The organism is Variovorax sp. CCNWLW235, from assembly GCF_037204085.1.
In the GTDB taxonomy this organism is placed as follows: Bacteria; Pseudomonadota; Gammaproteobacteria; order Burkholderiales; family Burkholderiaceae_C; genus Variovorax.
In genome coordinates, this window is record NZ_JBBCBW010000019.1 from 18,654 (window position 1) to 37,563 (window position 18,910).

Consider the following 18,910-nt stretch of genomic DNA (forward strand, 5'->3'; position numbering starts at 1 on the left):
CGATTGTGCCGCCCGCCCAAGGTGGACTCAGTGGACTCCCGCGCCGGTGTTCAGCGCCGGGGTTTCAACGCAGGCCAGTTCAGCCGGCGGAACTCGCTGCGAAGAGCCGCCAGCGAAGCAGGGGAGGCCTTGGCATAGCGCTGGGCTTCCAGCTTCAGCAGCCAGTCGCGCACCGCCTCCGCAGCGGGACCGAAACGCGCCTCGGCCTGGGCGGCCATCTGGCGCGGTGGTGCTGTTTCGGGCACCTTGAGCCCGGCTTTCGCAAGCCGCGTGCGTGCCTGGCCCAGCAGGCGCAGCCAAGGGTCGTGCTGGCTGCGCTCCCACAGCGTCCAGGCCGCGCCGGCAAGGCTCGCGCCCACCAGCAGGTAAAGCAGCACATAGGCCAGGTCTTCGAGGCTGGGGGCTTCGAAGCCGATGCTTTTTAGCAGGTTGAGCTGGCGGCTCTGGGTGTAGTTGAGCACCCACTGGTTCCAGCTGTTGTTCACGGCCTCCCAGGCGGCGCGCACGTTCTGCGCGAGCGTGGGGCTCATTGCGCCGATGGCGCCGGCAAAGAGGCCCGGCTGCGGCGCAAGCCGCTGGAACTGGCCAACCCGGCCCGGCGATACGGCCGCGGTGGGGTCCACGCGCACCCAGCCCATGCCTTCCTGCCATACCTCGGTCCATGCGTGCGCATCGCTCTGGCGCAATACCCAGTAGTCGTCGACGCTGTTGAGTTCACCGCCCTGGTAGCCGGTCACGATGCGCGCCGGAATGCCCAGCCCGCGCATCAGCACCACGAAGGCCGAGGCAATGTGCTCGCAGAAACCTTGCTTCCGGTCGAACCAGAACTCGTCGGCCGTGTTGGCGCCATACACGCCGGGCTCCAGCGTGTAGGTGTAGCCGCCGGTGCGCAGCCGTTGCATCGCGGCGCGCACGAAGGCGGCGGTATCGGCATTGGCTAGCTCGGGCTGGGCGCGCATTTCCGCCGCGAGCGCGGCGGTGCGCGGATTCAAACCCGGCGGCAGGGCAAGGTAAGGCCGCAGCGCCCCGGTCTGCCGCGTGGGGCCGCTCAGGAACTGGGTGTAGCTCTCGGCGCGATAGCGCACGAGGTCGGAGACTGGGCGGTTCGCGAGCCATTGCAGGTCGGGCGTGCCCATGAGTTCGAAGCCCGGGGCCTCGGGGGCGCTTTGCGCGGCATCGAGCGTGAGCAGCCAGGGCCGGTGGTTGGGCTCGAGCGTGATCTCGTAGCGCACCGGCGCGCCGCTGGTGCGCAGGTTGGCCGTCGATTGCCCGCCCCGGGCCCAGGGCGGCAGCGCAGTCCATTCGCGCCCGTCGAACTGGGTCAGCACCGGGCCGCGGAAGTACAGCTGGCTTTGGGGCGGCGCCCGGCCGTTGTCGAACTTGATGCGCGCCGCAATGCTGTCGTCGAGGGCCAGCTCGGCGATGGTGCCCACGCGCATGGTGTTCGAGAGCCCCGTGCGGCCCGCCATGGCGTCGCTGGGTGTGCCCCACAGCGGCGCAAAGCGCGGGAACAGCAGGAACAGCGCGAGCATGATCGGCGCGCCCAACAGGGCCATCCAGCTGGCGGTGCGGGCGGCCTGCATCAGCGGCGGTTTGCCAACCGGCATGTGCGCATTGACCAGCGCGGTCAACAGGCCCAGCAGCGCGAGCAGCATGGTGAATGCCGTGATCAGCGACTGCGAATAGAAGAAGTTCGTCAGCATCGCAAAGAAGCCGAGGAAGAACAGCACGAAGGCGTCTCTGCGCGCGCGCAGTTCCAGCGTCTTGAGCGCCAGCAAGACCACGACCAGCGTGACGCCCGGGTCGCGGCCGAGCAGGGTGCGGTGGGTGGCGAAGGTGGCGGCTACCGCCAGCACCAGCAGGCCGGCGCGCCACCATTTGCTTGGAAGCGGGCGGGCGTCGACGGCCAGCGTGCCGCGCCACACCAGCACCATCGCTGTGATGGCGGTGCACCACCACGGCAGGTTCTCGGCCTGCGGCAACACGATCAGCGCAATGACCGAGAGCAGGAACAGCGTGTCCCGGGCGTCCCTCGGCAGCGCCGCGATTTCGCGCCTGAACTTGTTCATGCGCAGTGCTCCCGGTTCAACATAGTGCCAAGGCCTCCAGGCAGGCCCTGCGGTGCGCTTCGCCCTGCGAGGGTTGCACCACCCGCCCGGCGATGCGAATGCCGTAGTCCACGCCCAGCCGGTCCGCCATCAACACCCATGCGCAAAGCCGCGATGCGCGGGCCTCGGTGTCGGCGAGGTTGGTGGCCTGCGCGTCGAGCCAGAGCTCCTCGCGTTGGGTCTGCTGCATGTCACGGCTCACGAGTTCTTCGGAGCCCGTAGCTTGCGCCCGGGCCGCTTTCTTCCAGACCACCAGCTTGAGCGGATCGCCGCGGCGGTAGGCTCGCAGGCCGTCGTACTCGCCAGCCGCCTGTGAGCGCAGGGCGGCCGACGTGGCGGCCGGGCCCGAAAGAGGCTCGCCGGGCGGCAACGGCGGCGGATGCGCTTCCGGCGTCGGGTAGACCAGCATCTGCGCGGCCGGCCGCCACACTGTCCAGACGCGGAATGTTCCCAGCGGAAACCGCGTTTCGGCGGTGAGCGGCGGCACGGGATGAAGGCCGCGCCTTTCGGGCTTGAATGCGATCTCGACGGTGGAGGTTCCTTCGGCCGGCACGTCCGTCCAGGCCCACTGGCCGCTGCCGCGCACGGCCATGCCGATGCCGTAGCGCACGCTGCGCCGCGTGTTGTGCAGCACCACCCGAAAAACCGCGGCGGCGCCCGCATAGTGCGCATCGGGCGGTGTCAGGTGCATGGCCAGCCCGCGCAGCGTCGCATGGCAGACGTGCATGCCCACAGCCACGCTGCCCGCGAGCAGGAAGGTCAGCAGATAGCCCAGGTTGAGCTGGTAGTTGATCGACGCGACCAGCAGCACCAGCAACGTGGCGGCCAGTGTCCAGCCCGCACGCGTGGGCACGATGTAGACGTTGCGCTGCGTGAGCTCCAGCGTGTCCGAAGGCGGCCGGCGCGACAGGAACCAGCCGTCGATGCGCGAGCGTAGCGACGCGATCATCGGTGGCAAACGAGGCGGTTCATTGTTACGGCAGCGGCACGTCCGCGATCATCGCGCGCACCTGCTCCACGGCGCCGCGGCCGGCGTCGCCCACTGGCGTGAGGCGGTGCGCAATCGTCTGCGGCAGGATCGATTGCACATCGTCCGGCGCAACGTAGCTGCGGTTGGCCAGCAGCGCCTGCGCCTTGGCGGCGCGCAGCACGGCAATGCCGGCGCGCGGCGAAAGCCCCTGCAAAAACCACCGGCCGGAGCGCGTGGCGGCAATCAGGTCTTGCACGTAGTTCAAAAGCGGCTCGGCCGCATGCACCTGCTGAACGCGCTGCTGCAGTGCCGTGAGTTCGCCGGCGGTCAGCAGCGCGGGCAGGGTGGCCAGCATTTCGCGGCGGTCGGCCCCCGCGAGCAGCTCGCGCTCGGCCGCGCGGTCGGGGTAGCCCAGCGAAATGCGCATGAGGAACCGGTCGAGCTGCGATTCGGGCAACGCGAAGGTGCCGAGCTGGTCCTGCGGATTCTGCGTGGCAATCACGAAGAAGGGCGTGGGCAGCGGCCGGGTCTCGCCTTCGATGGTGACCTGCTTCTCTTCCATGGCTTCGAGCAGCGCGCTCTGGGTCTTGGGGCTGGCGCGGTTGATTTCGTCCGCCAGCAGCACCTGCGCGAAGATCGGGCCGGGGTGGAACACGAAAGCCTGTTGGCCCCGGTCGTAGATGGCCACGCCCGACAGGTCGCCCGGCATCAGGTCGGCCGTGAACTGCACGCGCGAGAACTGCAGGCCGAAGGTGTGCGAGAGCGCATGGGCGAGGGTGGTCTTGCCGACCCCCGGCACGTCCTCGATGAGCAGGTGCCCGCCCGCCAGCAGGCAGGCCACGCAGTCGCGCACTTGCGCCTCTTTGCCGACGATCACCGTGTTAAGCTGATTCAGCAAAGTGGCAAGCTTCGCAGCAACGTCCATATTTGTATCCATATGCAAACGATACCGTAAGACCGCGCAGCCCCATGCTGTGTGAGGTCTAGATACGACAGAGACACGGCAAAGAGATGGGCAAGACCGGCTACTTCACACATCGCGATTGCTGGAAGCACGACATGGGACGGGGCCACCCCGAATGTCCCGAGCGGCTGGACGCCATCGAAGACAGGCTGCTGCTGACCGGCGTGGGCGACGCCCTCGAACACCGTGACGTGCCGCTGGCCACCCTTGCCCAGATCACCCGGGCCCACAGCGAAGCGCACCTCGAATACCTTGAAGAGCTTCATCAGCGCCTAGTGGCCGATGAGCCGGCCGGTGGGCCGGCGCACGCGATGCTCGACCCCGACACCATCCTCAACCGCTACACGCTGCTGGCCGCGCGCCGGGCCGCCGGAGCCGCCATTGCCGCCACCGACGCGGTGATTGCCGGCGAGGTCGACAACGCCTTCTGCTCGGTGCGTCCGCCTGGGCATCACGCCTGCCGCGAGCAGGCCATGGGTTTCTGCTTTCTGAACAACGTGGCCATTGCCGCCCGACATGCGCTCGAAGTGCATGGCCTGGAGCGCGTGGCGGTGATCGATTTCGACGTGCACCACGGCAACGGCACTGAGAACATCCTCTCGAACGATCCGCGCGTGCTGATGGTCGGCTTCTTCCAGCATCCGTTCTACCCGTACAGCGGCACCGACCATCCAGCTTCGAACATGCTGAACCTGCCGATTCCGGCCTATACCAAGGGCATGGACGTGCGCGAACTCATCGAGGCGGCCTGGATGCCCCGGCTCGAAGAGTTCGGCCCCGAGATGATCTTCGTGAGCGCGGGCTTCGACGCCCACCGCGAGGACGACCTGGGCCAGCTCGGGCTCACCGAAAACGACTTTGCCTGGATCACCAGCCGCATCCAGGACGTGGCCAAGCGCCATTCGCGCGGCCGCATCGTCTCGATGCTGGAGGGCGGCTACAACCTCGATGCGCTGGCGCGCAGCGTGGAAGCGCACATCCGCGTCCTGGCCGATCTGTAACGCCGCGGGCGCGAACACGGCGCCATGTTTTCCCAAGAGATGAATTTCAACGATTTCACACAACGATTGGCGCAGGTCGACGCGCGCGGCCTGGGCATTGAACTGGCAGCACTGGTGGCTTGCGTGGCCCTGGCCTGGATGGCCAGCCGCTGGTTCGGACGCGACCAGCCCAAGGATTCGATCTGGTTCGGCGAGCGCACCTTCGACGGCGTGCTGTTCCCTCTGCTGGCGCTGGTTTTCACCGAACTTGCCCGCCGCGGGGTGACCGGCCTCCAGCCGGTGCTGGTGCTGCGCATCGCGGTATCGGTTTTTCTGTCGCTGCTGGTCATTCGCCTGTTCGCACGGGTGATGAGGGCGGTTTTTCCCGCCTCCAACCTGGTGCGGCTGCTGGAGCGCACGATTTCCTGGCTGGCCTGGATTGCGGCCATTCTCTGGATCGTTGGGCTGCTGCCGCCAGTGCTGGCCGAGCTCGACAACATCACCCTGTCGTTCGGCAAGACGCGGGTCAGCCTGCAAACCATCATCCAGGGCGCACTGTCGGCCGGGCTGGTGCTGGTGATTGCGCTCTGGATTGCCGCCACCATCGAGAAGCGCATCCTGCTCGAGGCTGTGACCGACCTTTCCATGCGCAAGGTGGCGTCGAACGCAATTCGGGCCATCCTGCTGCTGGTCGGCCTCCTGTTTGCGCTGTCGGCTGTGGGGGTCGACCTCACGGCGCTTTCGGTGCTGGGCGGTGCGCTGGGCGTTGGCCTGGGTTTCGGCCTGCAGAAGCTGGCGGCCAACTACGTGAGCGGCTTTGTCATCCTGCTGGAACGCTCCATCCGCATCGGGGACAACGTCAAGGTCGACACCTTCGAAGGCCGCATCACCGACATCAAGACCCGCTACACGCTCATCCGTGCCGGCAACGGGCGCGAAGCCATCGTGCCGAACGAGTCGCTCATCACCAGCCGGGTCGAGAACCTCTCGATGGCGGACCGCAAGTTCAACATCACCACCAGCGTGGTGGTGGGCTATGACAGCGACGTGGCGCAGGTCCAGTCCATCTTGTGCGGGGCCGCCAAGTCGCAAGAGCGGGTGATGACCGATCCCGAGCCGGTGACCTATCTGGCCAGCTTTGCGCCCGACGGGCTGGAGTTCGTCCTGAACTTCTGGGTGGCGGATCCGGACAAGGGCAAGGACAACGTTCGCTCGGCCATCAACATCGCGATTCTGGAAGGCCTGCGCAGCGCGGGCATCGACATTCCGTACCCCCAGCGCGTGCTGCGCGTGGAGTCGCTACCGGCCGGCGTTTCGGGCACGCCTGACGCTGCCGTATAATCACGAAAAAGCACGATCGTTCTTTTTTGTTGCCCGCAGTGCCAATCGCCATGAAAGCAGAGGCGGCAAAGGTCGGACTCTAGAATGACCGGTTGCCCTCGAAGCCCCCTTTTTGCAATCCAATGGAGTCAAGTCAATGAAGGTTCTAGTGCCTGTCAAACGGGTCGTCGATTACAACGTCAAGGTGCGCGTGAAGAGCGACGGCACCGGGGTAGACATTGCCAACGTCAAGATGAGCATGAACCCCTTCGACGAAATCGCCGTTGAAGAAGCCGTTCGCCTGAAAGAGAAGGGCGTTGTGACCGAAGTCATCGCCGTTTCGTGCGGCGATGCCAAGTGCCAGGAAACCCTGCGCACCGCCATGGCCATCGGCGCCGACCGCGGCATCCTGGTCGAGACCACCGAAGAGCTCCAGCCCCTGGCCGTCGCCAAGCTGCTCAAGGCGCTGGTCGAGAAGGAACAGCCCCAGCTCGTCATCCTGGGCAAGCAGGCCATCGACGACGACGCCAATCAAACCGGCCAGATGCTCGCCGCCCTGACCGACCTGCCGCAAGCCACCTTCGCCTCCAAGGTCGAAGTGGCCGACGGCAAGGCCACCGTCACGCGCGAAGTCGACGGCGGCCTGGAAACTATCCAGCTCAGTCTGCCGGCCGTCATCACGACCGACCTGCGCCTGAACGAGCCGCGCTACGTCACCCTGCCCAACATCATGAAGGCCAAGAAGAAGCAGCTCGACACCTTCAAGCCCGAAGACCTGGGCGTGGACGTGAAGCCCCGCCTGAAGACCCTCAAGGTCAGCGAGCCGCCCAAGCGCGGTGCCGGCATCAAGGTGCCCGATGTTGCAACGCTGGTGGACAAACTGAAGAACGAAGCGAAGGTGATCTGAACATGACCGCACTTGTTATTGCCGAACACGACCACGCGACCATCAAGCCCGCGACCCTCAACACCGTGACCGCAGCCCTGGCCTGCGGCGGCGACGTGCACGTGCTCGTCGCCGGTGCCAATGCCGCCGAAGCCGGCAAGGCAGCTGCCCAGATCGTGGGCGTGGCCAAGGTCATCGTGGCCGACAGCCCCTCGCTGGCCGAGAACCTTGCAGAGAACGTGGCTGCCCAGGTGCTGGCCATTGCCTCCAACTACAGCCACATCCTGTTCCCCTCGACCGCCAACGGCAAGAACGTCGCTCCGCGCGTGGCCGCCAAGCTCGACGTGGCGCAGATCTCCGACATCACCAAGGTCGAGAGCCCCGACACCTTCGAGCGCCCGATCTACGCCGGCAACGCCATTGCCACCGTGCAGAGCAGCGACGCCACCAAGGTGATCACGGTTCGCACAACCGGCTTCGATGCTGCAGCCGCCACCGGTGGCAGCGCAGCGGTCGAAACCGCCGAAGGCGTGGCCGACAGCGGCAAGTCGAGCTTTGTGGGCCGGGAAGTCACCAAGAGCGACCGCCCCGAACTCACCGCCGCCAAGATCATCGTCTCGGGCGGCCGGGCCCTCGGCAGCGCCGAGAAGTTCACCGAAGTGATGACGCCCCTGGCGGACAAGCTCAACGCCGGCCTGGGCGCCAGCCGCGCCGCAGTGGACGCAGGCTACGCCCCCAACGACTGGCAAGTGGGCCAGACCGGCAAGATCGTCGCGCCGCAGCTGTACATCGCGGCCGGCATCTCGGGCGCCATTCAGCACTTGGCCGGCATGAAGGACTCCAAGGTGATCGTCGCGATCAACAAGGACGAAGAAGCACCGATCTTCTCGGTGGCCGACTATGGCCTTGTGGCCGACCTGTTCACGGCCGTGCCGGAATTGGTCAAGGCGCTCTGACGCGATTGCCGCACTGAGCCGGAGGGCATCGTTCGCGATGCCCTTTTCGTATCCGCTGTATCTGGAGACAAGAGATGAGCTACACCGCCCCCCTCAAGGACATGCTGTTCGACATCGAGCACCTGGCCAACATCGGCGAGATCGCCAAGCTGCCCGGCTTTGAAGACGCAGGCCTCGAAACGGCGCAAGCCGTGCTTGAGGAATGCGCGCGCTTCAACCAGGACGTGGTCGCGCCCCTGAATGTGGAGGGCGACCGCAATCCTTCGTCTTTCAAGGGCGGAGAGGTGGCGACCACGCCGGGCTTCAAGGAAGCCTTCGCGCAGTATGTGTCGGGCGGCTGGCAGGGCCTGCAGCATCCGGCGGACTTCGGCGGCCAGGGCCTGCCCAAGACCATTGGCGCAGCCTGCGGCGAGATGCTCAACTCGGCCAACATGAGCTTTGCGCTATGCCCGCTGCTGAGCGACGGCGCCATCGAGGCGCTGCTCACGGCCGGCTCCGACGAGCTCAAGGCGGTGTACCTGGAAAAGCTCGTGAGCGGCCAGTGGACCGGCACCATGAACCTCACCGAACCGCAGGCCGGCAGCGACTTGGCCATGGTGCGCAGCCGTGCCGAGCCGCAGCCGGATGGTACCTACAAGGTGTTCGGCACCAAGATCTTCATTACCTACGGTGAGCACGACATGGCCGAGAACATCGTGCACCTGGTGTTGGCCCGGGTCACCGGCGCGCCCGAAGGCGTGAAGGGCATCAGCCTGTTCGTGGTGCCGAAGTTCATCGTCGGCAAGGATGGTTCGCTGGGCGAGCGCAACGACGTGCACTGCGTGAGCATCGAGCACAAGATGGGGATCAAGGCCTCGCCCACCGCCGTGCTGCAGTACGGCGACAACGGAGGTGCCGTGGGCTACATCGTCGGCCAGGAGAACCGCGGCCTCGAGTACATGTTCATCATGATGAACTCGGCCCGCTATGCCGTGGGTATGCAGGGCATTGCCATCGCCGAGCGCGCCTACCAGCACGCCGTGGCCTATGCAAAGGACCGCGTGCAGAGCCGCCCGGTCGATGGATCGATGAGCGCGAGTGCGCCGATCATTCACCACCCCGACGTCAAGCGCATGCTGATGACGATGCGTGCCTACACCGAAGGCTGCCGCGCCATGGCGAGCGTGGCCGCAGCCGCCTACGACGCGGCGCACCACCATCCCGATGCGGAAGCCCGCAAGCAGAACCAGGCGTTCTATGAATTCATGGTGCCGCTGGTCAAGGGCTACAGCACCGAGATGAGCCTGGAAGTGACCTCGCTCGGCGTGCAGGTGCACGGCGGCATGGGCTTCATCGAGGAGACGGGGGCGGCGCAGTACTACCGCGACGCCAAGATCCTCACGATCTACGAAGGCACCACGGCCATCCAGGCCAACGACCTCGTGGGCCGCAAGACGGCGCGCGACGGCGGCCAGACGGCCAAGGCCATTGCCGCACAGATCGAGAAGACCGAAGCCGAGTTGACCAAGAGCAGCAGCCCCGCCGCGGCTGCAGTCCTCAAGCGCCTGAAGGCCGCGCGCGAAGCTTTTGTCGAGGTGGTCGACTTCGTCGCGGGCCAGACCAAGGCATCGCCCAATGCGGTGTTTGCGGGCAGCGTGCCCTACCTGATGCTCGCGGGCAACCTGGTGGCCGGCTGGCAGCTGGCACGCTCGCTGATCATTGCGCAAGACCTTGCTTCGCGCAGCGTCGACACCGATTTCATGCAAGCCAAGGTTGCCACCGCGCGCTTCTACGCCGAGCACATCCTCAACAAGGTGCCGGGCATTCGCGACAGCATCGTCGACGGCGCAGAAAGCGTCACCGCACTGGCACTCGACGCCTTCTGACCCGAGGCCATGTGTCGCCCACCTGACGGGCGGCGCGGCCTTCCTCTTATATAAAACCGAAACTCATCCCGGAGAAGACATGTCCAAGCTGCCCCCCGTGCTCGCGAACCTGCCGTTGCCGATCATCGGCTCGCCGCTGTTCATCATCAGCAACCCCAAGCTCGTGATTGCGCAGTGCAAGGCCGGCGTGGTCGGCTCGATGCCGGCGCTCAACGCCCGCCCCGCCGCGCAGCTCGAAGACTGGCTCGCCGAGATCACCGAGGAACTCGCGGCCTACAACAAGGCCAACCCGGACAAGCCCGCGGCGCCGTTCGCCATCAACCAGATCGTGCACAAGAGCAACGACCGCCTCGACCACGACATGAAAATGGTCGTGAAGTACAAGGTGCCGATCGTCATTACCTCGCTGGGCGCGCGCACCGACGTGAACGATGCGGTGCACAGCTACGGCGGCGTCACGCTGCACGACATCATCAACAACAAGTTCGCGCAGAAGGCCATCGAGAAGGGCGCCGACGGCATCATCGCCGTGGCCGCCGGTGCCGGTGGCCATGCGGGCGTGAAGAGCCCGTTTGCACTGGTCCAGGAAATCCGCCAGTGGTTTGATGGCCCCATTGCGCTGTCGGGCTCCATTGCCACCGGCGGTGCGGTGCTCGCGGCGCAGGCCATGGGCGCCGACTTCGCATACATCGGCACCGCGTTTATCGCCACCGAAGAAGCGCGTGCCAGCGATGACTACAAGCAGGCCATTGTCGACGGCAATTCCGACGACATCGTGTACTCGAACCTCTTTACCGGCGTGCACGGCAACTACCTGGCACCCAGCATCGTCAAGGCCGGCATGGATCCGGCCAACCTGCCGGAAGGCGACGTGAAGACCATGAACTTCGCCGCCGGAGAAGGCAGCAAGGCCAAGGCCTGGAAAGACATCTGGGGCTCGGGCCAAGGCATCGGCGCCGTCACCGAAGTGGCCAGCGCCGCCGCGTTCATCGAAAAGCTCAAGCGCGAATACCAGCAGGCAAGGCAGCGGCTCGCGCTTTGAACGGCGCGGACAAACCGGCACCTGCCGCGGAGCCCCCGCAGCGCGGGCGGATGCCGCTGCTCGACATTGCCAAGGGCATCGCTTGCGCGGTGATCGTCGGGCACCACCTGTCGCGCTACGGCGCGATGCCGGCGGGCGCGCTTCCCCTGGCGCCCACCTTCCTTGGTTGGCTGGCCGACGACGGCCGGCTTGCCGTGCAGGTGTTCCTGGTGATTGCGGGCTTTCTGGCGGCTGCCAGCCTGGCGCCCGACGGCGTGCTGCGCGTCGACCGGCCCATGGCGCGCATCCTGCAGCGCTATGGCCGGCTGGTGATGCCGTACCTGGCGGCACTCACCGTGTGCGTGCTGGTGGCCGCGCTCGTGCGCCCCTGGATGAGCGGCGACGATGTGCCTGCTTCGCCCAGCATCGGCCAGCTCTTCGCCCACGGCTTGCTGATGCAGGACCTGCTGGACTACGACGCGCTCTCCACCGGCGTCTGGTACGTGGCCATCGACTTTCAGCTTTTCGTGCTGGCGCTGACGCTCATGGGAATGCCGGCCATGTTGCGGCGGGGCAGGGCGGCGTCGTTGGCGGCAGCCTCGCGCGAACACTGGACTCCCGTCGCGCTCGTGCTTGCGGTCGCCATCGCCTCGCTGGTGGTTTTCAACCGCAATGCCGATCTCGACGACACGGCGTTCTATTTCTTCGGTGCCTACGGCCTCGGCATGCTGGTGTTCTGGATCGGCCGCGCGACGCGCGACAGCACCTGGCAGAGTGCCGTCGTGCTGCTGACCCTGACTGGTGCGGGCGCGCTCGCCATCGACTGGCGCAGCCGCATCGCCATTGCGCTGGTGACCGCATTGCTGATCGCCGTTGCCCAGCGGCAAGACTGGCTCTCGCTGGTAGGCCGGCCGAATGCCGCCATGCCGCTGCAGCGCCTGGGCCGCATCTCGTATTCGCTGTTCCTCATCCACTTTCCGGTGCTGTTGGCCACGAACGCAGCGGTTGCGCAACTGGGGCCGCATGCCGCGTGGATCGATGCGCTCGGCATGGCCGTCACCTTCGGCCTTTCAGTGGCGGCCGCGCTGTTGCTATACCGCTGGGTGGAGGTGCGTCCGGCGTCATGGCGCTCGGTAGCTGGACTGTTTGCCGCGCTGCTGGTCAGCGGGATGTTGGTCTCGTCTTGATCTGAGCGCGGGTGGATGAGGGCGTCCCTGCCGGGAACGGCGACGTCTGAGCTTCCTTCTTTCTGCGCGTGGGCTGGCGGTTTCTGGGCGCGCGGTGTTTATCGGCACTCTCTCCCGCCATACCTGAGAAAAAATCCGCGTGTTGTGGCACGGCGCTGCCTTGATGCTGCGGCACACTCTCTGCATCTTTACGTGCAGAGAACTCTTTCTTCGATGACCAGTCATTCCCTTCAGACTTCCGCAGATCGTGTGCGCCAAGCGATTCGTGCGTCCACCGCGGGGCTCATCGGCCGCGAGCAATTGGCTGAACTGATTGTGCTCGCCGCCGTGGCGCAGGAGCACCTGCTGGTGGTTGGTCCGCCCGGAACGGCCAAGAGCGCGGTGGTGCGGCGAGTCGCGCAGAGTCTTGGCGGACGCTATTTCGAGTACCTGCTGGGGCGTTTCACCGAGCCTTCGGAGCTGTTCGGTCCAGTCGATCTCAACAAGCTGCGCGCGGGCACCGTCGAGACCGATGTGACTGGCATGCTGCCCGAGGCCGACGTGGCGTTTCTGGACGAAGTCTTCCTGGGCTCCACCGCGATCCTGAACACGCTGCTCGGCGTGCTCAACGAACGGCGATTCCGGCGCGGCCACACACAGTTGCACTGCCCGTTGCGTGTGTGCGTGGGCGCGGCGAATGCACTGCCCGACGACGAAGGGCTCGCGGCTTTCGGCGACCGTTTTCTGCTGCATGTTTTCGTCGAGGCCTTGCCCGACCATCAGCTCGAAGCCATGCTCAGCGGCGGCTGGCGCTCCGACCACTCGCCCTCCGGCATGGGCAACGCGATGGTGGACCTGGACACCCTGTGTCAGCAGCTCAAGCAGGTCGACTTGAGCGGCGTGCAGCCGGCACTGGCCAACGCGATCCGCAAGCTGCGCCAATCCGGCGTGCAGTTGTCGGACCGCCGTATCGTGAAGTCGCAGCGCCTGCTGGCCGCCGCAGCCGTGCTGGCCGGCCGCCTCCATACCACCGAGGCTGATCTCTGGCCGCTGCTGTATGTGCTCCCCACGCAGGAGGCGCAGCAAAGCGCGCGAGACGTGCTGCGCGACGCTTTCGCCAACGCCAATCACCCGCACCTGCTGAGCGCGGTGGAAGAGGCCACGCTACAGCCGCTGTCGCGCGCCGCGCGGCTGGCCGAGTCGGCGCGCGCTTGCCTGGAGGGCGAGCCCGCCGCTGCGCGCGCGCAGACGGAGAGCGTGTTGCGCGAGATCGACGCCAACTTCAACAGCGAGCAATTGCCAGAGGCATTGGCCGGTCTGCGTGGGCAACTCGTCGAACGCCTCGCGTCCTTTGTTTCTGCGCCTGTTTCTGCTCCCGCTTCAGCATGATGAGCCAGGCGAACTCGTTCGCCTGGCGCTGGCGTGCGCGCGCCGAGGCGCTGCCCGCGCAGGCGGCTGTTGCCTGGGGGGCTGCGGCACGCGTGCTGCACGCACGGCTGCGGCAGTTCGAGCCCGAGCAGCAAGTGGGGCTTTCCGTCACAGCCAGCCGCGACCTGCTGATCGTGGTGGGCGAGGGGGCTGCCCTCCCGTGGGTCGATGGCATCGCCTATGCCGGTCCCTGCACCGAAACGCCCGGTCTCTGGCTGCCGACGCTTGAAGAGCCCGACCTGCCCGCGGATTTGATCGCACGCAGCCTGGAGCGCCAGCACCGGGGGCGCCAGCCGCTGTTGTTGTGGCCTCGGCCTGAGGCCGTGCTGCCGTTGGACCGGCTGCTGCCGCTGTCGCAGCCGCTGCTTGCGCGCATCTCCGCGCATTGGCAAGGCGGTGGAGCGTGAGCGTCGCGACCACTGAACTGCCCGAGGCGCTTAAACCCTGGCACCCATGGCTCGAATGGTTCGGCGCCGAGTTGGCGGCCGAACTCGGCGCGTTGATCCAACGCATGCAGCCGCTTCTGGGCACCTTCCAGGGCGAGGTGCGCGGCGGGCAGCCCGAGCCCGACGGTCTTGACGACCTGCGCCGGCGCGGACGCTACGAGCGCCTGCTGTCCACCGAATGGCTGCTGGCCGACGAGCTTCCCGACGAGTTCCTGCGACGCGCGGCTTCGAGCGAGCATCTTTTTCTGGCGCCGCGCCCGCGCGCCCGCGAGGCTGAAAAAGGCATCGTTGCGATCTTCGACGCCGGTCCGCTGCAGCTTGGTGCGCCGCGCCTCGGGCAACTCGCACTCTGGATCCTGCTGGCGCGCCGCGCGGTGCAGACCGGCGGTGCGCTCCAGTGGGGCGTGCTGCAGATACCCGGCAAGCTGCACGATGCGCACGAGGTTCGCCAGCTCAAGCTCCTGATGAAGAGCCGCAGCTATGTGGTCGGTGACCCAGAGCACGCCGGTGCATGGCAAGCGGCGCTTGCCGAATTGCCGCACCCGCCCGGCGAAAGCTGGCTGATCGGTGCCGCGCCGGCGCAGCAGCCCCAAGCCGAACGCTGGACCAGCCATCGCATCCGCCTGTGCCGGGCCGTGCAGGGCGATGTGCTCGAAGTGTCTCTGAGCGGGCGCGCCGGACTGCGTCATGCCGCGCTGCCGCTGCCGTCGGTGAAGACGGCGGTGCCGTTGCTCAAGGGCGAGTTCACCTCGGTGGCGCCGGCCGCCGTGCATCAACATCACCGTGGCCGCATTTCGTTGCAGCGGCCACCTTTGATATCGCCGCACGGTTCGCACGTCGCGGTGCAGTTGCTCGACGAGCCGGGCGTAGTGGTATTTCCCGTCGCCAGCCTCGCGCAGCGCAAACCCGGCAAGCCCAGGTACCAGCGGTGGGGCGACCGGCTGGAGCCCCTGACGGCCATGTTCGCAGGCAAGCGTTTGGGTGCTTTGCTGGGCTTCGAGCGCTCAATGTATTTCTGGCAGGTCCAGGGGCTGGGCAGCTTCGTCGCGCCCGAGGTGGATGTGTTCCGCGCACCGCCCGGGCTTGGCGTGTGGCTGGCCTCGGCCTGGCTGCACAACGCGCAGAAGCAGTGCGTATGCGTGCTCGACAGGGACAACCGGCTCGTGGCCTGGGAGGCGTCGAGAATCGACGCGCCGTCCCTGGAGCCCAAGCCGCCGAAGCTGATCGACAGGCAGGTGATGGGCATGCTCCAGTGGTCTGACACCGCGCTGGTCTATGCAGTGATCCGCTCGAACCTCCTCGTGCTGTGCCGGTTGGGCCTGGAAGTCTCGCCTTCGACCGTGCTCACGGTATGCGCGCGGGCGGAGGATACCGTCGTGCTCTTTGGCGGAGGTACGCAGTGGAAGCGCGGCATCGGCGGCTGCGCGGTTCGCATCGCCACCGCTACCAGCGGGAACGAAACCTGGCGCATCTACGAGCCCATGCCGCAGGCTGCCAGTGCCGGCATGCGGCACATCGAGCCCTCGAAGGTGTGGACGACTTTCGAACTCAGCATCCACCGGGGCATCGCCCTGGTTCATGACACCAAGAACACACGCTTTGCGATGCTGAGCCTGTCGCCCGACCGGACCGCGCTGGTGCTGCACGCGAAGGACGAGCGACCCGAAGTGGTCTATACCGCGCCCGAGCGCATCGAAAAGGTCAGCGTCTGCCCAAACAGCGGGTTGGCCGTGATGCTTACCGTCCACAAGAAGGTCATCTTCTATGTGGTGCCCGAGCGTGCGCTGCGCGCCGTGCTGCATGGCGAAGGAGCGGGCGATGCAATTGCCTGAACACAAACCCATGCGCATGCCCGCGGCCGAGGTTCGCCACCCGGTGCTGAAGGGGCGGCAGCTCGTGGCGGCGCTGTGGTTTTCTTCCGAATGGCTGGCCGAGCCCCATCGCGCGCGGCGCATCGTCGAAGCCTGGCGCTCGGGCGCGCGGCTGTTCCGATTCGCCCAGGGTGACCTGCTGCGGTTTGCTGCGCCGGTTTCGCTCGATTGCGACCGGCTTGCTGGCTGGCCGCTTCGGCGCGAAGGGGCCGCGCTGTGCTCGGCCGAGCTTGCGCCGTCCGAACGCGGCGCGCTGCCGATGGCCGACGTGTGGCTGGTGCAGGGCGGCGAGGTTCTCTCGCTGCAGCTCTCGCAGGCCGAACCCTTTGACGTTTCGATGTGGCTCGACACCGGTCCCGCCCTGCTCGACACCTTCGATTGCCGCGAGACCCTGCCCGAACCAGTGGTGCTCGACACGGATGGGCGCTCGGTGCGCGACGTTCTCGGCGACGCAATTGCGCCGGCCAGCGACGAACAACTGGAATTCCTCAAGGCCGTGGCCGAGCGCGCACGCACCGTGGAGGCCCGCCGCAGCATCATGGCATCCAAGGCGCCGGGGGAGCGTCGAGACGGGAGTGCGGGCAGTGGCTACAAGTGGTGGGGCTGGGCGCTGGGCGCGCTGGTCCTGCTGTGGCTCGTTCTTTCCGGCGAAAACCGGGCGCCGTCCCCGCTGGACCTGGCGAAGCCGAGTGCCCCGCGTCACGAACCCCCCACGCAGTTCGACGCATCGTCGATCCGCATCGCGATCATCACGCTGCTGATCGTGGCCTTGGTGATCTGGGCAACGACCCGCGTGCAAGCGCACCGAGCGCGTCAAGGAACGAGCCGCCGCCCTGTGCGTCCGGCCAAGCCTGCGCCGGCGCGTACCGGTCCAACGCCATCGCCGCCGGCGTCTTCGCTGAAGCCGCGCGGCAATGCAAGGCCGCTGCGTTCGCGCTGGCGCGATTGGCTCGCGCGCATGGCCATCGCGTCACAGGTCTCGAAGCTACTGGGCCGCCAGCAGGCTGCTTACATGCGGCGCATGCTCAAGATGTTCGACGACGGTGATCTCATGGAGGCGTTGCGCCACGCGATTCCGCTGGGCGGCGATGCACACGATGCCGGCCAGGCCTTCGGTACGCCCGGCCGACGTGAGAGCCTGTCGCTCAACGGATCGACAGGGTCGCGTTCGAGTATCTACCTCGACGACAACTTCCAGGACCATCTGCGACAGCTCTACCGCAAGAGCTTCGAGAAGCTGGACCGGGATGGCCGCATCGACGAGGCGGTGTTTGTGCTGGCCGAGTTGCTTCAGTCGCACCAGGAGGCGCTTGACTACCTGGAGAAGCACCAGCGCTTCGCGCAGGCCGCCGAACTCGCGCTTGGCTGGGACCGCCCGCCCGAAGTCATCGTGCGCCTCCTGTGTCTGTCCGGCGACTGGCGGCGCGCCGTCGCAGTCGCGCGCCGCGACAACGCCTTTGCCAACACGGTGATGCAACTGCAAGCCAAGTGGCCCGAGATGGCGAACCGCCTGCGCGAGGAATGGGGCCAGTCGCTCGCTCAGCGCGGCGAGTGGCTGCAGGCGGTGGATGCCGTCTGGCCCGTGGCCGCGGCGCGTGAACAGGCGATGACATGGCTCTTGGCGGCCGAGGCCGCTGATGGCCGGCTTGCGGCGCGCGCGCTGGTGCAGCGCGCACTGTTGCTGCCTGACACGCTGGATGCCTGCGCAGAGCGCCTGCGGGACCTTCGCGACGCCCCGCTCCTGCACCGCGAACGCGCCGCGCTCGCCAGCGAACTGCTGGCCGTGGCCGACCACAACGCCACCTCGCGCGGTTTGGTGGCCGTGCTGGCGCCCGCGCTGATTGCCGATCACGCAGGCGGCCACGGGCGCATGGACAAGCGCTCTTTTCAGTCGCTGTTGCGCATCCATGGCGACCAGATGCTGCGCGCCGATATGCCCGGCGGCGAGATGCCGGGCTTCGAGCCCCGGCTGCTCACCGCGCGTTCCAACGTGTTGCCGCTGGACGCGCCTTCAGCCGGCGCGCATGTCGTGCACGACGCAGCGTTGCTCGACGACGACCGCTATCTGCTGGCACTCGGCGAGGCCGGTGCGGTCATGACCGACGGCACAGGCCGTGTGCTGGCCCGCTTCGCGGTGCCGGCATATCGGCTGGTGCCAGCCCATAGCGGACAGGTCGCACTGGCGCTGGCACAACGCGACGGCCTTTGGCGCGTGAGCCGGCTCGACCTGGTGCAGCGCCAGATCCATGACCTGGGCCTGTCCGCCATCGCGCATTTCGCGAGCGAATTCGATGGTATCGGCTGGACCGTGGCACGCGGCAATCGCGTTCAGATGCTGGACACGGGCCGCTCGGTGCAGGACGTACTCTGGCAGGTGGCCGACCTGCCGGGGGAGGTGGTCGAACTCACGGCCACGCGCCACCTGGAGCAGTTTGTGGTGCATGACCATGTACTGGGCCCTAGCCTCTGGCGCTATCAGCGTCAGCCACGCCGTCTGCAGAGCCGCGAGGCGATGGACTTCTCTGCAGTTCCGATTTCCAAGCACATGCTGCACCCGCAGTTGGGCGCGTTCCGCCTCTTAGGCGAGCTCAGTGGCGACGGCGCCCTTTGCTTGAGATGGCGGGTGATGCACGGCACGGAAGGTGAAATTCGTCTGACCGACTACCAGGACGCGATGGAGGGCACGGCGCTGGTCTTCTGGTGCGATCGCGACTGGCTGGTGATGGTGCGCGCCTTGCCCGGGAACACCACCGTGCAATGGTTCAACATGCGTGGAGGCCGCATGGCCGCATCGATGGCATGGCCCACCGGTGCCGAGCCAAGCATGCGTGCAGTTGGCGACGGCTGGTTGCTGTTCGATGCCCAGGGGCGGGTGCTGCACCTGAATACCGAGCGCAGCGTGACGACCGGTTTTTCTATCCGCTGAGTA

General features: G+C 66.8%; 14 protein-coding genes. 11 read left to right on the forward strand and 3 right to left on the reverse strand.

The features are described 5' to 3' along the window. Window positions 1-50 precede the first annotated feature (50 nt). From V9L21_RS19510 to V9L21_RS19520, 3 genes are read right to left on the reverse strand one after another with little or no spacing between them, the layout of a single operon-like run. Window positions 51-2,069 carry a transglutaminase family protein gene (locus tag V9L21_RS19510; RefSeq protein WP_337314598.1) on the reverse strand — a complete coding sequence of 673 codons (2,019 nt, stop codon included), beginning with the start codon at window positions 2,067-2,069 and terminating at the stop codon, window positions 51-53. A 16-nt stretch (window positions 2,070-2,085) separates the two neighbouring features. Then, window positions 2,086-3,057 carry a DUF58 domain-containing protein gene (locus V9L21_RS19515; RefSeq protein WP_337314599.1) on the reverse strand — a complete coding sequence of 324 codons (972 nt, stop codon included), beginning with the start codon at window positions 3,055-3,057 and terminating at the stop codon, window positions 2,086-2,088. Between the two features lie 25 nt (window positions 3,058-3,082). Then, entirely contained in the window at window positions 3,083-4,003 is a 921-nt protein-coding gene (locus V9L21_RS19520) for an AAA family ATPase (protein ID WP_157614631.1), read from the reverse strand. Between the two features lie 86 nt (window positions 4,004-4,089). On the opposite strand from V9L21_RS19520, the gene V9L21_RS19525 reads away from it, so the two are divergent. The 11 genes from V9L21_RS19525 to V9L21_RS19575 all read left to right on the forward strand — a co-directional run bounded on the left by V9L21_RS19525 (window position 4,090) and on the right by V9L21_RS19575 (window position 18,907). Then, the gene (locus tag V9L21_RS19525; RefSeq protein ID WP_337314600.1) at window positions 4,090-5,043 is read left to right on the forward strand and encodes a histone deacetylase family protein; all 954 of its coding nucleotides are present in this window, start codon (window positions 4,090-4,092) and stop codon (window positions 5,041-5,043) included. A 39-nt stretch (window positions 5,044-5,082) separates the two neighbouring features. Beyond that, the gene (locus V9L21_RS19530; RefSeq protein WP_337314601.1) at window positions 5,083-6,363 is read left to right on the forward strand and encodes a mechanosensitive ion channel family protein; all 1,281 of its coding nucleotides are present in this window, start codon (window positions 5,083-5,085) and stop codon (window positions 6,361-6,363) included. A gap of 136 nt (window positions 6,364-6,499) precedes the next feature. Next, the gene (locus tag V9L21_RS19535; RefSeq protein WP_157614628.1) at window positions 6,500-7,249 is read left to right on the forward strand and encodes an electron transfer flavoprotein subunit beta/FixA family protein; all 750 of its coding nucleotides are present in this window, start codon (window positions 6,500-6,502) and stop codon (window positions 7,247-7,249) included. Window positions 7,250-7,251: 2 nt separating this feature from the next. Further along, window positions 7,252-8,184 carry an electron transfer flavoprotein subunit alpha/FixB family protein gene (locus V9L21_RS19540; protein WP_337314602.1) on the forward strand — a complete coding sequence of 311 codons (933 nt, stop codon included), beginning with the start codon at window positions 7,252-7,254 and terminating at the stop codon, window positions 8,182-8,184. 74 nt (window positions 8,185-8,258) lie between these two features. Beyond that, complete coding sequence (locus V9L21_RS19545) at window positions 8,259-10,049, forward strand: acyl-CoA dehydrogenase (protein ID WP_337314603.1); 1,791 nt, start codon at window positions 8,259-8,261, stop codon at window positions 10,047-10,049. A 79-nt stretch (window positions 10,050-10,128) separates the two neighbouring features. Beyond that, window positions 10,129-11,091: an NAD(P)H-dependent flavin oxidoreductase gene (locus tag V9L21_RS19550; RefSeq protein ID WP_337314604.1), complete on the forward strand. Its 963-nt coding sequence runs from the start codon at window positions 10,129-10,131 to the stop codon at window positions 11,089-11,091. Window positions 11,092-11,141: 50 nt separating this feature from the next. Further along, the gene (locus V9L21_RS19555; RefSeq protein ID WP_337314605.1) at window positions 11,142-12,257 is read left to right on the forward strand and encodes an acyltransferase family protein; all 1,116 of its coding nucleotides are present in this window, start codon (window positions 11,142-11,144) and stop codon (window positions 12,255-12,257) included. Between the two features lie 249 nt (window positions 12,258-12,506). Next, the gene (locus tag V9L21_RS19560; RefSeq protein ID WP_337314606.1) at window positions 12,507-13,625 is read left to right on the forward strand and encodes an AAA family ATPase; all 1,119 of its coding nucleotides are present in this window, start codon (window positions 12,507-12,509) and stop codon (window positions 13,623-13,625) included. Next, window positions 13,625-14,071, forward strand: coding sequence for a bpX5 domain-containing protein (locus V9L21_RS19565; protein WP_337314607.1), 447 nt, complete (start codon window positions 13,625-13,627; stop codon window positions 14,069-14,071). Before V9L21_RS19560 ends, V9L21_RS19565 begins: the two co-directional genes overlap by 1 nt. Beyond that, entirely contained in the window at window positions 14,068-15,942 is a 1,875-nt protein-coding gene (locus tag V9L21_RS19570) for a hypothetical protein (RefSeq protein ID WP_337314608.1), read from the forward strand. The genes V9L21_RS19565 and V9L21_RS19570 overlap by 4 nt, the downstream gene beginning before the upstream one ends. Continuing rightward, on the forward strand, window positions 15,929-18,907 hold the full coding sequence (locus V9L21_RS19575) for a bpX6 domain-containing protein (protein WP_337314609.1): 2,979 nt from the start codon (window positions 15,929-15,931) through the stop codon (window positions 18,905-18,907). Before V9L21_RS19570 ends, V9L21_RS19575 begins: the two co-directional genes overlap by 14 nt. Window positions 18,908-18,910: the final 3 nt, after the last annotated feature.

Bases quoted from the DNA above. Each gene is read 5' to 3' on its own strand.
- V9L21_RS19535 (WP_157614628.1), top strand. From the start codon at position 6,500: ATGAAGGTTCTAGTGCCTGTCAAACGGGTCGTCGATTACAACGTCAAG.
- V9L21_RS19545 (WP_337314603.1), top strand. From the start codon at position 8,259: ATGAGCTACACCGCCCCCCTCAAGGACATGCTGTTCGACATCGAGCAC.
- V9L21_RS19550 (WP_337314604.1), top strand. From the start codon at position 10,129: ATGTCCAAGCTGCCCCCCGTGCTCGCGAACCTGCCGTTGCCGATCATC.
- V9L21_RS19530 (WP_337314601.1), top strand. From the start codon at position 5,083: ATGAATTTCAACGATTTCACACAACGATTGGCGCAGGTCGACGCGCGC.
- V9L21_RS19555 (WP_337314605.1), top strand. From the start codon at position 11,142: ATGCCGCTGCTCGACATTGCCAAGGGCATCGCTTGCGCGGTGATCGTC.
- V9L21_RS19515 (WP_337314599.1), bottom strand. From the start codon at position 3,057: ATGATCGCGTCGCTACGCTCGCGCATCGACGGCTGGTTCCTGTCGCGC.
- V9L21_RS19540 (WP_337314602.1), top strand. From the start codon at position 7,252: ATGACCGCACTTGTTATTGCCGAACACGACCACGCGACCATCAAGCCC.
- V9L21_RS19565 (WP_337314607.1), top strand. From the start codon at position 13,625: ATGAGCCAGGCGAACTCGTTCGCCTGGCGCTGGCGTGCGCGCGCCGAG.
- V9L21_RS19520 (WP_157614631.1), bottom strand. From the start codon at position 4,003: ATGGACGTTGCTGCGAAGCTTGCCACTTTGCTGAATCAGCTTAACACG.
- V9L21_RS19510 (WP_337314598.1), bottom strand. From the start codon at position 2,069: ATGAACAAGTTCAGGCGCGAAATCGCGGCGCTGCCGAGGGACGCCCGG.
- V9L21_RS19575 (WP_337314609.1), top strand. From the start codon at position 15,929: ATGCAATTGCCTGAACACAAACCCATGCGCATGCCCGCGGCCGAGGTT.
- V9L21_RS19525 (WP_337314600.1), top strand. From the start codon at position 4,090: ATGGGCAAGACCGGCTACTTCACACATCGCGATTGCTGGAAGCACGAC.